This window comes from Actinomadura fibrosa, assembly GCF_900659615.1.
GTDB classification, from domain to species: Bacteria; Actinomycetota; Actinomycetes; order Streptosporangiales; family Streptosporangiaceae; genus Spirillospora; species Spirillospora fibrosa.
Genome location: NZ_CAACUY010000214.1, coordinates 1 through 15,061 on the forward strand (window position 1 = coordinate 1; position 15,061 = coordinate 15,061).

14 protein-coding genes are annotated in these 15,061 nt (G+C 74.7%); 10 read left to right on the forward strand and 4 right to left on the reverse strand.

Going from position 1 to position 15,061, the window contains the following annotated elements; genetic code table 11:
* The first annotated feature begins 175 nt into the window (after positions 1-175).
* Positions 176-1,144, forward strand: a complete 969-nt coding sequence (locus tag E1300_RS38990) for an ROK family glucokinase (protein ID WP_131762154.1) — start codon at positions 176-178, stop codon at positions 1,142-1,144.
* A gap of 36 nt (positions 1,145-1,180) precedes the next feature.
* Positions 1,181-1,888, forward strand: coding sequence for an endonuclease/exonuclease/phosphatase family protein (locus E1300_RS38995; protein ID WP_131762165.1), 708 nt, complete (start codon positions 1,181-1,183; stop codon positions 1,886-1,888).
* Between the two features lie 30 nt (positions 1,889-1,918).
* On the opposite strand, the gene E1300_RS39000 is transcribed toward E1300_RS38995, so the two are convergent.
* The gene (locus E1300_RS39000; RefSeq protein ID WP_131762155.1) at positions 1,919-2,761 is read right to left on the reverse strand and encodes a hypothetical protein; all 843 of its coding nucleotides are present in this window, start codon (positions 2,759-2,761) and stop codon (positions 1,919-1,921) included.
* Between the two features lie 388 nt (positions 2,762-3,149).
* On the opposite strand from E1300_RS39000, the gene E1300_RS39005 reads away from it, so the two are divergent.
* From E1300_RS39005 to thiI, 5 genes are all read left to right on the forward strand, one after another.
* Entirely contained in the window at positions 3,150-3,905 is a 756-nt protein-coding gene (locus E1300_RS39005) for a lysophospholipid acyltransferase family protein (RefSeq protein ID WP_131762156.1), read from the forward strand.
* A 25-nt stretch (positions 3,906-3,930) separates the two neighbouring features.
* A complete protein-coding gene (macS, locus tag E1300_RS39010) occupies positions 3,931-5,094 on the forward strand; it encodes a MacS family sensor histidine kinase (protein WP_306440694.1) in 1,164 nt (387 codons plus the stop codon).
* Positions 5,095-5,180: 86 nt separating this feature from the next.
* Positions 5,181-5,813 carry a response regulator gene (locus tag E1300_RS39015; RefSeq protein ID WP_131762166.1) on the forward strand — a complete coding sequence of 211 codons (633 nt, stop codon included), beginning with the start codon at positions 5,181-5,183 and terminating at the stop codon, positions 5,811-5,813.
* 193 nt (positions 5,814-6,006) lie between these two features.
* Positions 6,007-7,032, forward strand: coding sequence for a 6-phosphofructokinase (locus E1300_RS39020; protein WP_131762158.1), 1,026 nt, complete (start codon positions 6,007-6,009; stop codon positions 7,030-7,032).
* A 136-nt stretch (positions 7,033-7,168) separates the two neighbouring features.
* Entirely contained in the window at positions 7,169-8,404 is a 1,236-nt protein-coding gene (gene thiI, locus E1300_RS39025) for a tRNA uracil 4-sulfurtransferase ThiI (RefSeq protein WP_131762159.1), read from the forward strand.
* Between the two features lie 54 nt (positions 8,405-8,458).
* Here thiI and E1300_RS39030 read toward each other — a convergent pair whose 3' ends face one another.
* The 3 genes from E1300_RS39030 to aroF form a co-directional block, all read right to left on the reverse strand.
* Complete coding sequence (locus E1300_RS39030; protein ID WP_131762160.1) at positions 8,459-9,367, reverse strand: DUF5954 family protein; 909 nt, start codon at positions 9,365-9,367, stop codon at positions 8,459-8,461.
* A gap of 41 nt (positions 9,368-9,408) precedes the next feature.
* Positions 9,409-10,413, reverse strand: a complete 1,005-nt coding sequence (locus E1300_RS39035; RefSeq protein WP_242619673.1) for a DMT family transporter — start codon at positions 10,411-10,413, stop codon at positions 9,409-9,411.
* Positions 10,414-10,605: 192 nt separating this feature from the next.
* On the reverse strand, positions 10,606-11,658 hold the full coding sequence (gene aroF / locus E1300_RS39040) for a 3-deoxy-7-phosphoheptulonate synthase (RefSeq protein WP_131762161.1): 1,053 nt from the start codon (positions 11,656-11,658) through the stop codon (positions 10,606-10,608).
* A gap of 268 nt (positions 11,659-11,926) precedes the next feature.
* Here aroF and E1300_RS39045 point away from each other — a divergent pair, with 268 nt between their 5' ends.
* The 3 genes from E1300_RS39045 (at position 11,927) to E1300_RS39055 (ending at position 14,966) form a co-directional block, all read left to right on the forward strand.
* Positions 11,927-12,550, forward strand: a complete 624-nt coding sequence (locus E1300_RS39045; RefSeq protein WP_131762162.1) for a sulfite oxidase-like oxidoreductase — start codon at positions 11,927-11,929, stop codon at positions 12,548-12,550.
* 85 nt (positions 12,551-12,635) lie between these two features.
* Entirely contained in the window at positions 12,636-14,093 is a 1,458-nt protein-coding gene (locus E1300_RS39050) for a sensor histidine kinase (protein ID WP_131762163.1), read from the forward strand.
* A 75-nt stretch (positions 14,094-14,168) separates the two neighbouring features.
* The gene (locus E1300_RS39055) at positions 14,169-14,966 is read left to right on the forward strand and encodes a LytR/AlgR family response regulator transcription factor (protein ID WP_131762164.1); all 798 of its coding nucleotides are present in this window, start codon (positions 14,169-14,171) and stop codon (positions 14,964-14,966) included.
* Positions 14,967-15,061 lie beyond the last annotated feature (95 nt).

Genomic DNA, 15,061 nt, shown 5'->3' on the forward strand with positions numbered 1-15,061 from the left:
GGGTACGTCCGAGCGGTCGGCGCGTCCGCCGCGCGACGGGCGGCCGGACGCCGGGCCGCAGGCTCCCCCCGAGCCGGGCGACGCCTGGTCCGCCGCCACCGGCGGCGGCCCCACTGACAGAGGGTAGTGCGGTACGGGCTCCAGCCGGGGCGCCGTGATGAGGAGGAAGCGTTACATGGCCCTGACCATCGGCGTGGATGTGGGCGGCACGAAGGTGGCCGCGGGGGTCGTCGACGACCGGGGAACGATCCTGGAGAAGGTCCGCAGGCCGACTCCCTCGACCAACCCCAAGGAGACCGCGGAGGTCATCGCCGAGGTCGTCGACCTGCTCAAGGGCAAGTTCGAGGAGGTCTCGGCGGTCGGTCTCGGCACCGCGGGCTTCGTCGACGAGACGCGCTCCACCGTGCTGTTCGCCCCGAACCTGGCCTGGCGGGACGAGCCGATCAAGGAAAAGGTCGAGAGCCGCGTCGGGCTCCCCGTCGTGGTCGAGAACGACGGCAACGCCACCGCCTGGGGCGAGGCGAAGTACGGCGCCGGGCGCGGCGAGGACTTCATCGTCCTCGTGGCCCTCGGCACCGGCATCGGCGGCGGCATCATCATCAACGGCCAGCTGTACCGCGGCCAGTTCGGCATCGGCGCCGAGATGGGCCACTTCCGGGTCGTCCCGGACGGGCGGCGCTGCGGCTGCGGCAACCGCGGCTGCTGGGAGCAGTACGCCAGCGGCAACGCGCTCGTGCACGAGGCCCGCGACCTCGCCCGGGTCGCCCCGGCGATGGCGGGGCGGCTGCTGGAGCTCGGCGACGGCCGTCCCGAGGGGATCAGCGGCCCCGAGGTCACGCAGGCGGCGCGCGAGGGCGACAAGGCGGCGCTGGAGTGCTTCCGGACGGTCGCGCACTGGGCCGGGCAAGGCCTCGCCGACCTCAGCGCGATCCTCGACCCGGGCGCGTTCATCATCGGCGGCGGGCTGTCGGACGCCGGCGACCTGCTGCTCGACCCGATCCGGGCGTCGTTCGAGGACGCGCTGACCGGCCGCGGCCACCGCCCGCTCGCCGACATCCGCATCGCCGAACTGGGCTCTGCCGCGGGCATCGTCGGCGCCGCGGACCTCGCCCGCGTCCGCCCCCGCGAGGACGCCGTGGTCTAGGCCGCGATCACCGGGTAGGGGGCGGGTGTGACGTCGATGCGCGTGCTCAGCTACAACGTCCGGTCGCTGCGGGACGATCCCGCCGCCGTCGCCCGCGTCGTCCGCGCGATCGGGCCGGACGCGGCGTGCCTCCAGGAGGTGCCGCGGTTCTGGGGCTGGCGCGGGCAGCGCCGCCGCCTGGCGCGGGACTGCGGGATGGACGTCGCGGCGGGGCGGCGGGCGTGCGGGCTCGGCGTGCTCGCGGCGCCGGGCGTCCGCCGCGCGGCCCGGGAGTTCCACCTGCTCACCCCGGTGCCGGGGCTGCACCGCCGGGGCCTCGCGATCGCCGTCCTGGAGATCGGCGAGGGGGACGGGCGGCGGCGCGTCATCGCCGCCAGCACCCACCTCGATCTGGCGCCTGAACCGCGCCTGCGGCACACGAGGGAGGTCCTCGGGCTGCTCGACCGGGCCCGGGACCGGTACGGGGCGCCGGTCGTCCTGACGGGGGACATCAATGAGGAGCCGGACGGCCCGTCGTGGGAACTGCTCGCGAGCCGCTTCCAGGACTGCCACGCCGTGGCGCCCGCGGGGGAGGAGCGGACGTTCTCCGCGCGGGACCCGCGCCGCCGCATCGACGGGGTGTTCGCCGACCGGGCCGTCGAGGTGGTCGGCTGCGGTGTGCCGGGGGAGGGGACCGCGCCGACCGCCGACTACGTGCTGGCCACCGACCACCGCCCGGTGATGGCCGACCTCCGCGTCCCGTGAACCCTGGGCAAGCGGAACCAGGGGGGCGGGTCAGACGACGGCGCCGTCGTCGGGGTCGCGGGGCTCGTCGCCCATCCGCAGCACCAGCGTCACGAACCCGCCGATGAACGCGGCGACCGCGAGGAACGCGGCCCAGCCGGGGACCTCCCAGTCCAGGATGACGGTGATCAGCAGGTAGACGGGGCCGCCGATCAGCGCGAGCCAGGCGCCCTTGGTGAGCGGGTCGGCGCTCGGCAGCGGCGGGGGCGGCGGCGGGACGTAGTGGCCCTCGTCATCGTCGTCCGGGGGGAACTCGGGGGTGTCGGCGGCCCGCACCACCCGGGCGCGCGGCAGCCGCCCGGTGCGGTCGTCGCCCTCGCGCGGCGGCGCGGGGGCCTCGGTGATGTTCTCCTGGTCGGGCCAGGGCACCTCGTCGCCGTCCGGCGTCGTGTCGAACCCGGCGACGATCTCGGCCCAGATGGCGTCCTCGTCGCGCTCGCCACCGCCGGCGGCCGGGTCGTCGGAGCCGGAACGGGACGCGGCCTCGTCGCGGGGGCGCTGCGGGTCGGGGGAGGAGGGGTCGGCGAGGTCGGTCTCGGGCCGCTCGGCGTCGGAGCCGCGGGCGGACGCGTCGCGGAGCCGGGTCAGGTGCGCGCGCAGGATCCCCTCGGCGGCCAGCTTCATGTCGACGTCCACGTACAGCCGGTCGAGCACGTCGCCGCCCGAGGACTCCCCGGCGAGGTCGGACAGGTCGGTCAGATCGGACGGCGAGGCCGCGTAGGCCGCCACCCCCGCCTCCCCGAGCGCCGTCAGCATCGCGTCGGCGAGATGCGGGGCCAGGTCGACGAGTGGGGCGTAGGTCTCCGCTGACAGTCCATTGCCACGGCGATTCACGGGGCCGGCTCCTTCGACGACTCCGGCGTGACCGACAGCACCGGCATGACGGCCTCCGCTCCCCCATTGACGTATGCGCCCGGGCGCGTGTGCCCGGACCTGTGCGCCCGGTGGTACCGGCGGTACGCGGCGGCACTCCCGGACACCCCGAAACGTGTGTCCCACGGTATTCGCTGCGCCGCCGGGGACAAGCCCCCCGGGCACACCCGATTGAGATTTCCGTTCAGAGCCTACGTTCATCCGGCCGCGGGCGCGCCGCGGCCGCGGGCCGGACCGGGGCAGCGGTGTGGGCAGGCACCCCGCATGATGCGAAGATGTCCCATCATTCCCCCTCGGACGGGACTCGGAAGCGCGCCGCAGGCAACACGCGGTAGAGGAAGGTGTCCGCATGCTCTGGTTCTGGATCCTGCTCAGGATCGTCCTCTCGCCCATCCTGTACCTCCTGTGGTGGCCGCGGAACCAGGGCATGCGGAACGTCCCCAAGCGGGGCCCGGCGCTCCTCGTGAGCAACCACCTGTCGTTCGCCGACCACTTCTTCGGGCCGCTGCCGCTGATGCGGCCGATCTACTTCATCGGCAAGGGCGAGTACTTCACCGGCAAGGGGATCAAGGGGCTGATCAGCAAGGGCTTCTTCACCGGCGTCGGGGTGGTGCCGGTCGACCGCACCGGCGGCACCGCGGCGGAGGCCGCCCTCCAGACCGGGCTGCGGATCCTCGGCGAGGGCAAGCTGCTCGGCATCTACCCGGAGGGCACCCGGGCGCCCGACAACCGGCTGTACCGCGGCAAGACCGGGGTCGCGCGGCTGGCGCTGAAGTCGCGCGTCCCGGTGATCCCCATGGCGATGATCAACACCTTCGAGCTGATGCCGCCCGGCAAGCCCCTGCCGCGGCTCGGGATCCGGCCCGGCGTCCGGTTCGGCGAGCCGCTCGACTTCTCCCGCTACTACGGGCGCGAGGACGAGCACGGGGTGCTCCGCGAGATCACCGACGAGATCATGCAGGCGATCAGGAAGCTGTCCGGGCAGGAGTACGTCGACCGGTACTCCGCGGAGGTCAAGGCCGAGCTGGCCGGCAAGACCGTCCGCCCCGTCCGGGACGACGACGAGGACGACGCGGACGACGGTGGGCTGAGCGACGGCGGCTGACGAGTACGCCCAGGACGGCCTGGGCCTGGAGAGCGCCCTGTGGCGCGCCGTCGCGGTCTACCGCGTGCTCGCGCTCGGTTACGCGGCGGTGCTGATCGCCGGCAACGCGGGCGGCTACGCCCGTCCGGCGGCCGGCTGGGCGGTGCTCGCGGTCATGGCCGCCTGGACGGCGTGCTCCGTGCTCGCCTACCGCGACCCGCGCCGCCGGACCCGCGCGCTGCTCGCCGCGGACGTCGCCGTCGCCGCGGGCTGCATCCTCGCGACGGCGTGGGTGGAGACGCACGCCCACATCGCGCACGGGCGCCCGACGCTGCCGGTGTCGTGGGTCGCGGCGTCCGTGCTGGCGTGCGCCGTGGCGGGCGGGCGGCGGCTCGGCGTCGCGGCGGCGGCGGTCCTCGCGGCCGCCAACGTCCTGGTGCACGTGCTCGCCCGGACGGTCGGCGGGATGGGCGGCACGACGCTCAACGGGATCGTCCTGCTGTTCCTCGCCGGGCTCGTCGTCGGCCACGTGGTCAGGCTGGCGCTGGACGCGGAGGCGCGGCTGGCGCGCGCGGTGGAGCTGGAGGCGGCCACCCGGGAGCGGGAGCGGCTGGCCCGCCGCATCCACGACTCGGTCCTCCAGGTGCTCGCGATGGTGCAGCGGCGCGGCGGCGAGCTGGGCGGCGAGGCGGCCGAGCTGGGGCGCCTGGCGGGAGAGCAGGAGGCGGCGCTGCGCTCCCTGATCGGGACGGCCCCGGCCGCGCCCGCGCACCCGGACGCGCCCCGCGGCGGGACGGCCAGGGAGACCGACCTCCGGCCGCTGCTGACCGGCCTCGCGTCCACGTCCGTCACCGTCTCGACCCCGGCGACCGCCGTCCCGCTGCCCGAGAACGCCGCCCGGGAGGTCGCCGCGGCGGTGGCGGCGGCGCTGGACAACGTCCGGCGGCACTGCGGCGCCGGCGCGCGCGCCTGGGTGCTGCTGGAGGACGACGGCGCCGGCGCGGTCACCGTCAGCGTCCGCGACGACGGGCCCGGCATGGCGCCGGACCGCCTCGACCGGGCCGCGGCGGACGGGCGGCTCGGCGTCGCCCAGTCGATCCGCGGCCGGATCCGCGACCTCGGCGGCACCGTCGAGATCGTCTCCGCGCCCGGCGAGGGCACCGAGATCGAGATGACCGTCCCCGCGGCCCCGGGGCGCGGAACCCCCTGATCGCGGAGCCCGGCGGGCCAGGGCCGCGATCAGGGCCTAGGGTGTGGTGCGTGAGCGACGACGCGGCCCCCGGAAGCCTCAGGATCATGGTCGTGGACGACCACCCGATGTGGCGCGAGGCGGTCGCGCGGGACCTGGCCGAGGCGGGCCACGAGGTGGTCGCCACCGCCGGGGAGGGGCGCGCGGCGCTGCGCATCGCCGCGGCGGCGCGGCCGCAGGTGGCCGTCGTCGACCTCCAGCTCCCCGACATCACCGGGGTCGAGGTGACGCGGCACCTCGCCGCGGCGGACCCGCCCGTCCGGGTCCTGGTGCTGTCGGCCAGCGGCGAGCAGCAGGACGTCCTGGAGGCCGTGAAGGCGGGCGCCACCGGCTACCTGCTGAAGTCCGCCGCCCGGGAGGAGTTCCTCGACGCGGTCGTGCGGACCGGGGCGGGCGACGCCGTCTTCACCCCCGGCCTCGCCGGGCTCGTCCTCGGCGAGTACCGGCGCCTCGCCGCCGCCCCCGCCCGGGAGGACGGCGACGCGCCCCGGCTGACCGAGCGCGAGACCGAGGTCCTGCGGCTGGTCGCCAAGGGGCTGACGTACAAGCAGATCGCGCAGCGGCTCGTCCTGTCCCACCGGACGGTGCAGAACCACGTGCAGAACACCCTCGGCAAGCTCCAGCTCCACAACCGGGTCGAGCTCGTCCGCTACGCCATCGAGCAGGGCCTCGACGACTGACCCGCGGCATCGCGTGCGCGAGACCCGCGGCGCGCCGCGCCGGAGGGGGCCGAGGACCCGCCGGAGCGGCTATGGTCTAGACCAATGGCGGCACGCCGGGACACCCGGCGAATGCCCCCGGTGGCCGTGCGCGGGCCACTAGTCTGGCCGTGTGACTGGAGAGGGGAGCCCGGTGGCGGGACAGGGAGACGGCATGCGCGTCGGAGTGCTGACCGGCGGCGGTGACTGCCCGGGACTGAACGCGGTGATCCGCGCGGTCGTGCGCAAGGGCGTCCAGGTCTTCGGCTATGAGTTCGTGGGCTTCCGGGCCGGATGGCGCGGCCCCCTCGAAGGCGACACGATCGCCCTCGACGTCCAGGCCGTGCGCGGGATCCTCCCGCGCGGCGGCACCATCCTCGGGTCGTCCCGGACGAACCCCGTCAAGGTCGAGGGCGGCGTCGAGCGGATCAAGGACAATCTGGCGGGCCTCGGCGTGGACGCGCTGATCGCCATCGGCGGCGAGGACACCCTCGGCGTCGCCCGCGAGCTGTACGCCAGCGGCGTCAACGTCGTCGGGGTCCCGAAGACCATCGACAACGACCTGAACGCCACCGACTACACCTTCGGCTTCGACACCGCCGTGAACATCGGCATGGAGGCCGTCGACCGGCTGCACACCACCGCCGAGAGCCACCACCGCGCGCTGATCTGCGAGGTCATGGGGCGGCACGCGGGCTGGATCGCGCTGCACGTCGGCATGGCCGCCGGCGCCAACGTCATCCTGATCCCCGAGCGCCCCTTCGACATCGACAAGGTCGTCGAGTACGTCGAGAGCCGGTTCAAGACCCGCTACGCGCCGATCATCGTCGTGTCCGAGGGCGCGCACCCGATCGACGGGCAGATGGAGCTCCAGACCGGCGAGCGCGACGCGTTCGGCCACGTCCGGCTCGGCGGCATCGGGCCGCGGCTCGCCGACGAGATCGAGAAGCGGACCGGCAAAGAGGCCCGCGCCACCGTGCTCGGGCACATCCAGCGCGGCGGCACGCCCACCGCGTTCGACCGGGTCCTCGCCACCCGCTTCGGCCTCCAGGCGATCGACGCCGTCCGCGACGGCGACTACGGCAAGATGGTCGCCCTCCAGGGCACCGACATCGTCCGCGTGGGGCTCGACGAGGCCACCAAGGAGCTCAAGACCGTCCCGCTGGAGCGCTACGCCGAGTCCGAGGTCTTCTTCGGCTGACCTCCGGCCGTCCGCCCGGGCCGTCCGCCCGGACGGGTCCGCCTGGCGGGAACAGGAAAGTCGGGTCGCGGTGTTGGCCTTCCTGGGCCACACTTAGATGTTTCCCCTTCACCCTTTCCCGCCAGGAGGACCCCGCATGACCACGCTCGACACCGCGCCCGCGGACGTCCGGGAGCAGTCGCCGGTCGACGGCGAGCCGTGCGTGCTCCTGAAGCTGGGCGAGGTGGTCCTGAAGGGCAAGAACCGCGAGCTGTTCGAGCGGCGCCTCGCCGACAACGTCCGCCTCGCCGTCCGCCCCATCGCCCGGGTGGACGTGATCCGGCGGCACGGCGTGTTCATCGTCCGCAAGCAGGACGCCGACCTCGCCACCATGGAGAAGGTCGCCGCCCGGATCACCGACGTCATGGGCATCGTGTGGGCGCACCGCGCCTGGCGCGTCGGCAAGGACCTCGCGAGCGTCGAGCGCGCCGCGCTGGAGCTGATGGACGGCCGCACCGGCTCGTTCGCGGTCCGCTCCAAGCGCCGTGACAAGCGGTTCCCGATGACCTCCACCGAGCTCGACCGGCACATCGGCGCGAAGGTCGCCGACCGGTACGGGCTGCCCGTCCGGCTCAAGAACCCCGACGTCACGCTGTCGATCGAGGTCGACCGCGACGAGGTCTTCGTGTTCTCCGGCGGCCTCCCCGGCCAGGGCGGCCTGCCCGTCGGGATGAGCGGCCGCGCCCTCGTGCTCATGTCCGGCGGCATCGACTCGCCCGTCGCCGCGTACCGGATGATGCGCCGCGGCCTGCGGGTCGACTACCTGCACTTCTCCGGCATGCCGTTCACCGGCCCGGAGTCGATCTACAAGGCGTACGCGCTGGTCCGCGAGCTGGACAAGTTCCAGGGCGGCTCGCGGCTGTTCGTCGTCCCGTTCGGCAAGGCCCAGCAGCAGATCAAGTCGTCCGGCGCCGACCGGCTCGCGGTGATCGCCCAGCGGCGGCTGATGCTGCGCACCGGGGAGGTCCTCGCCCGCCGGCTGCGCGGCGGCGCGCTGATCACCGGCGACGCGCTCGGCCAGGTCAGCAGCCAGACCCTCACGAACATCACCGCGCTGGACGACGCGGTCGAGCTGCCGATCCTGCGGCCCCTCGTCGGCATGGACAAGATCGAGATCATGGACCAGGCGCGCCGGATCCGGACGCTGTCGATCTCCGAGCTGCCCGACGAGGACTGCTGCACGATGCTGGCCCCGCGGCGCGCCGAGACCAAGGCCAAGATCGACGACCTGCGGCAGATCGAGAAGCGCCTGGACGTGGGGGAGCTGGCCGACCAGCTCGCCGACTCGGTCCAGGAGCACCGGCCCGTCTACGGCGACCCCGCGTCCGCCTGACCGCGCCCGCCCGCCCGGCGCGCGTCCGGGGGGCGCGCGCCTCGGCGCGGTCGCTCAGCGGGCGTCGAAGTCCGTCGGGCGCGGCGGCTCGGGACCGTCCGGCCCCATCAGCGTGATCCGCTCGATCCGGACGATCCGGAACCGCCGCCCGGCGACCGCGATCCCGTTGCGGCGGGTCCCGTCGGCCATCAGGTCGGCCGCCTCGGCGTACTCCGCGGCGGTCTCCGGCCCCGGCTGCTCGATCGCGGGCACCACGTGCCGGAAGTAGGTCACCAGCGACTCGCGGGCCTGGCGCGGGGTGTCGTGCAGCCGCCCGACCGGGCGCCAGCGCCCCTCCGCCCGCTCCGCCACCGTGAACGCGGGCGCGACCGCCAGCGGGGTCAGGAACGCGCCGGACGGCTCGTTCCCCGTCGCGGCGGCGGCGTCCAGCACCTGGCACAGCAGCTCGGCCGTCGTCAGGTCGGACGCGCCCCGCTCGTCCGGCAGCAGGTCGTACGGGCGGGCCGGGAAGACCCGGGTGTCGCTCGGCGCCGGATCGACGTCGGTGGGACGGGGCGGCTCCGGACCGTCCGGGCCCGTCCGGACGAGCTGCTCGATCCGCACGATGCGAAAGCGCCGGCCCGCCGCCGCCAGCGCGTCGGCGGGCCCCGTCCGCAGCCTCGTCGCGGCGTCCCGCAGCTCCCCGCGACCGGGATCGTCGCCCGGCGCGGCCGAGGCCAGCCCGTCCAGGTGGTCGGCGAGCAGCTCGCGGGCGCCCTGGGGGAGCGGGTCGCACGGGCAGACGACCTGCCAGCCCCCGCGGACCCGCTCGGCCGCCGTGAAGAGCGCGCCGACCACCACCAGCTCCGGATACGCGGCGATGGAGCGGCAGGCGTCCGCCAGCATCACCGCGGCGACCGGATCGACGCCGTCCAGGTCCTCGGGGAAGAGCCGTCCGGCGGCGTCCCCATCGCCCGTTGTCATGCCGGACATCATCCTCGCCGGGGTCGATCCTGGCGAGTGGTTCAGACCAATTTGTTACCGCCCGGACGTCCGTCCCGCCGTCTGTCCGGCCGCCGGGCCGGCACCACCAGCACGACCAGGCTCGCCGCCAGCAGGGCGAGCCCGGCGAGCGCCGGAGCGCCCAGCCGCTCGTCCAGCACGAGCGTTCCCAGCACCGCCGCCACGGCGGGCTCGGCGAGCGTCAGCGTCGTCGCGGTCGCGGCCGGGGTCGTCCGCAGGCCGCGCGCGAAGAGCAGGTAGCCGCCGCCGGTCGTCACCGCGCCCAGGTAGAGCGCGGTCAGCGCCCCCGTCCCGCCGAGCAGCCACCCGGTGGGCCCCGCGAGCAGCACGGGCAGCAGCGGGACCGCCGCGGTCCCGAACAGCGCCCCGGCGACCGCGCGGTCGTCCTCCCCGCGGGTGATCAGGACGGACGCGACCGTCGCGTACACCGCGTACGCCAGGCCGGACAGCAGCGCCAGCGCGATGCCGGCCGGCTCGATCCCCGCGTCGTGCCCGCCGCCGACCAGCAGGGCGCAGCCCGCGACGGCCCCGGCGGTCGCGAGCAGCCAGCGGCGGCCGAGCCCCGCCCGCCGCGTCACGAGCCCGACCAGGCCCGTGAACGCGGGCGCGCTGCCGATCGTCACGACGGTCCCGGCGGCCACGCCGGTCCGCGCGGCGGCGGCGAAGAACGCCGTCTGGTAGACGGTGATCGCCACCGCGCCGAGCCCGATCAGCGGCCACGCGCCGAACCGCGCGCCGCCGCGGGACAGCAGGCGCCGCAGGCCCGCGCCGCGCCCGCCGCCCCGGCGGTCGAGCGCGGCGAACCCGAACAGCAGCAGCCCGCCGATGACGATGCGGACCGCGGCGATGGAGAGGTTCGAGGCGCCGTCCGCGAAGGTGCGGACGGTCCCGGTCGTCCCCCACAGGGACGCGGCCACGAGGATGTCGGCGCCGCCGGGCAGCCCCCGGGGCGAGACGGCCCCGGAGGCGCCGCCGGAGGAGTCATGCTTGAGCGTGCGTACGGACACGAAGGTGCTCCTGTACTCGAATCGGGAGAGAGAGTCCGGATTCGGGGCGCAGGAGAACGAAGACCGGGCGCGTCCTCGCGCCGGGCCTCAGCGGATCTCAGGAAACGGTCTGCCGCGCCCCGTCAGGAGCGCGGCGGCCCAAGATTCGTCGTCCAGTACGTCATGTCCAAGACAATAACGGCTGTACTGGTGCTACGCGGGGACGCCGTCCGGGATCGGGGTCGGGGCCTCGGTCAGGGTGCGGTTCACCAGGGGCGGCAGGTCGCGGACGACCTTGGCCAGCTCGCGCAGGTCGCCGTCCACGAGCGCCTGCGGGCCGTCGCACAGCGCGGTCTCCGGGTGCGGGTGCACGTCGATGATCACGCCGTCCGCGCCGACCGCGATCGCGGCGCGGGTCAGCGGCAGGACGAGGTCGCGGCTGCCGCCCGAGTGCGACGGGTCCACGATCACCGGCAGGTGGGAGAGGCGCTGCGCCACCGGGACCGCGGAGATGTCGAGGGTGTTGCGGGTGGCCCGCTCGAAGGTGCGGATGCCGCGCTCGCACAGCACGATGTCGAGGTTGCCGCGCTGCGCGACGTACTCGGCGGCCATCAGCCACTCCTCGATCGTGCCGTTCATGCCGCGCTTCAGCATCACCGGCCTGCCGGCCTCGCCCGCCGCCTGGAGCAGCGCGAAGTTCTGCGCGTTGCGGGTGCCGATCTGGAGCATGTCGGCGTAGGAGGCGACGAGCTCGACGTCGCCGGCGTCCACGACCTCGGTGACGATCGGCATGCCCGTCTCGGCCCGCACGTCCGCGAGGATGCGCAGGCCCGCCTCGCCGAGGCCCTGGAAGGCGTACGGGGAGGTCCGCGGCTTGAACGCGCCGCCGCGCAGCAGCGTCGCCCCGGCCGCCCGCGCCATCAGCGCCGCCTGGAGCGTCTGCTCGGGGCTCTCCACCGCGCACGGGCCCGCGATCAGCGTCATCGTGCCGGGGCCGATGGGGACGCCGCCGACCCGCACGACCGAGCGCTCGCCGTGGTTCTCGCGGCTCACCAGCTTGTAGGGCGCCGAGATGCGGATCACGTCGCTGACGCCGCGCATGCCGCGCAGGTTCAGCGAGCCGAACTGCTGGACGTCGCCGACCAGCCCGACGATGGTCCGTTCCACGCCGCGGCTGACGAAGGCGTCGCCGCCCGCCGTCTCGACCAGTGAGACGACGGCCTTGATATCCGCTTCGGTGGCCCCCGGGGCCATGACGACGACCATGGTGTGCTGCCTCTCCTCGTGGCACGGCGCCCGGCGGGCCCCGCGAAAAGTTCCCCTGGAACGACGAAAGCCCCGGGCCAGCGGGCCCGGGGCTTTCGTCGTGGTGGTCTGTCAGCGCAACGCTCGGCAGACCAGCCGCCCGGGCTGGCCGTACCAAAAGAAATACACAACGCTGCGCACGTGCCCACCCTAGCCGATCTCGCGGGGCGGACCGGCCGCAGGGGCCGAATATGGCTCAGGTCACGCCGGATGGCAGGATGGCCGCGTCATGTCCCCATCCGAACAGAGCGAACCGCAGCCGCGGGACCTCCCGCCCGGCCAGTACGTCCCCCGGGGCTGGCCGGTCCTCCACTACGGCCCCGTCCCCAAGTTCCGTCCCAAGGACTGGGACTTCCGCGTGTTCGGCGCCACGGCGACGGGCGGCCAGTACCGCTGGACGTGGGACGAGTTCGACGGGCTCCCCAAGACCACGGCCGTCGCCGACTTCCACTGCGTCACCAAGTTCACGATCCCCGACAACGAGTGGCGCGGCGTCTCCGGCGCGTCGATCGTGGAGCTGGCGCCGCCCGCGCCGGACGTCACGCACGTGATGGTCTGGGCCGAGTACGGCTACAGCGCCAACATCCGGATGGAGGACTTCCTCGCCGACGGGACCATGTTCGCCACCCACCGTGACGGGGAGCGCCTCAGCCCCGACCACGGCTTCCCGATCCGCATCGTCGTCCCGCACCTGTACGCGTGGAAGAGCGTGAAGTGGGTGCGCGGCGTCGAGTACCTCGTGAGGGACCGCCGCGGCTTCTGGGAGGAGCGCGGCTACCACAACGTCGCCGACCCGTGGCGCGAGCAGCGCTACTCCTACCAGGAGGACGAGGGGGAGTCGCCGCCGCTCTAGTTCCGCGCGGAGATCCCGACTCTGTCCACCTGTAATCAGTGAACCGGCAGGTCCGGCCGGTAGGTAGACGTTACCGTACGTTGTCATGGATCTACCGTCCGTCGTCGACGTCGCCGCGTGCGCCGCGGCCGGTGCCGCCGCCGGGACCGCCGCGGGCGCCTGCGTCCTGCGCCGGCGGTCGGCGTCCCTGCGGAGCCGGTCCGGCGGTCCGGCCGGGGAGGCCGCGTTCGCGGCCCTGCACACGATCACGCGGGCCTCGCCGCCGCTGCGCGCCGGGCTCGGCCCGGAGTCGGCGCAGAAGGCGGCGCGGCACCTCCGGGCGCTGCTCGGCGCCGAGGCCGTCGCCCTCATCGGCCTGTGGGCGCCTCAGGCGGAGGGCGACCCCTGCGGCGTCGATTCCGGTGGAGGTGACCCAGGCGCCCTACACGGCGCGGACGGAGCAGGTGGGGCCGACGGTGGTCCTCCTGGTCCTTCGCGGGCGTCGGGCGCGTCGGAATGGACGGACGCCTCCGGGCGGGTGGACGCGGCGGACGTGGGCGGCTCGGCGGCGGGGCGGCTCCTCGCCTGGGACGGTCTCGGCGGCGGCGCGCACATCGCGGAGGCCGTCGAGCACGCCCTGCCGGTGCTCGCCTCCGGACGGCCGCGGGTGATCGCGCAGGACCGGCTGCCGTGCGCCGACCCCCGGTGCCGGGTCCGGGTCGCGATGGTCGCGCCCCTCACCGTCGAGGGCCGCGTCGAGGGGGCGCTCGCCGCCTACTGGCCGGGACCGTCCGCCGCGCGGGTGCGGGCCGTCGGAGAGGCGGCCCGCTGGGTCACCGGGCAGCTGGAGCTCGCCGAACTGGACTCGGTGCGCATCCGGCTCGCGGAGGCCGAAATGCGGGCGCTGCGCGCCCAGATCTCCCCGCACTTCGTCTACAACTCGCTGACCACGATCGCCTCGTTCGTGCGCACCGATCCCGGGCGGGCCCGGGAGCTGCTGCTCGACTTCGCCGACTTCGCCCGCTACTCCTTCCGCAACCCGCGCGACTTCACGACCCTCGCCGACGAGCTGCGCTCCATCGACCGCTACCTGCTGCTGGAACGGGCCAGGTTCGGGGAGCGGCTCCAGTTCAGCGTGGAGGTGGCGCCGGAGGTGCTGCCCGTCGCGGTGCCGTTCCTCGCCCTCCAGCCGCTCGTCGAGAACGCGATCCGGCACGGCATGGAGGGCGCGCGCGAGGCCTTCCACATCTCGATCGTCGCCCGCGACTCCGGCGCCGAGGCGGCGATCAGCGTCGAGGACGACGGGGTCGGCATGGACCCCGAGCGGCTCCAGGAGATCCTCTCCGCGCCGCTCGGGCGCCCGGGGCCGACGGGCTGGGGCAGCGTGGCGGCGCGCGGGCGGCGCGACAGGGGGTGCGCGGGGATCGGGCTCGCCAACGTGGACGAGCGCATGCGGCAGGTCTACGGCGACGAGTACGGGCTGACGGTGGAGACCGCGCTGGGCGCCGGGACGAAGGTGAAACTGCGCGTCCCGAAGTACCGGCCGGGTGTGTTTCCGGACTGACGTGCCGCCCACGACACGGTACTCACATCTCGAAACCGATTGCGGACAGACGGTAATCGCGGCAAAGTGCCCCCTATGCTGCGCGTCCTGGCCGTCGACGATGAACGCCCCGCCCTGGAGGAGCTGACGTTCCTCCTTCGCAGGGACCCGCGGATCGGGCAGGTCTCGGCCGCGGGCGACGCCTCCGCCGCGCTGCGCGACCTCAGCCGGATGGTCGTCGAGGGCGACCGGCTCGACGCGGTGTTCCTCGACATCCGCATGCCCGGGCTGGACGGCCTCGACTTCACCCGCCTGCTGACCGGGTTCGCCGCGCCGCCGCACGTCGTCTTCGTCACCGCGCACGACGACTGCGCCGTCACCGCCTACGAGCTCGGCGCGCTGGACTACCTGCTGAAGCCCGTCCGGCCCGAGCGGCTCGCGGAGGCGGTCCGGCGGGTGCACGACGCCGCGCGCCGGGCCGGGCCGCCGGGCACGCCCGGCCCGGACCGGGACGCCGACGACGAGATGATCCCGGTCGAGCTCGGCGGGCGCACCCGGCTGGTGTCCCGCCGGGCCGTCACGCACGTCGAGGCGCAGGGCGACTACGTCCGGCTGCACACCGCCGAGGGCGGCTACCTCGTCCGCATGCCGCTGTCCGCCCTCACCAAGCGGTGGGAGGCGGCGGGCTTCATCCGCATCCACCGCAGCACCCTGGTCGCGTCCGCGCACATCACCGAGCTGCGCTTCGACGGCGGACGCGCGGCCGTGCAGATCGGCGACGAGCTGCTCCCGGTGAGCCGCCGCCACACCCGCGAGGTCCGCGACCTGCTGGTCCGCAGGTTCCACCACGGCGGGCCGGACGCGGGCGAGGCGCCCGGAGGCCGCCGTGGCTGACGAGCGCCGCGTGACCGTCTCCAGCCCGCCCACCGCCCGCGCCCGAGCCCGCGCCGCGTCCGCCGGCCTGCCGGGCGAGTCGTCCGAGGCCGCCG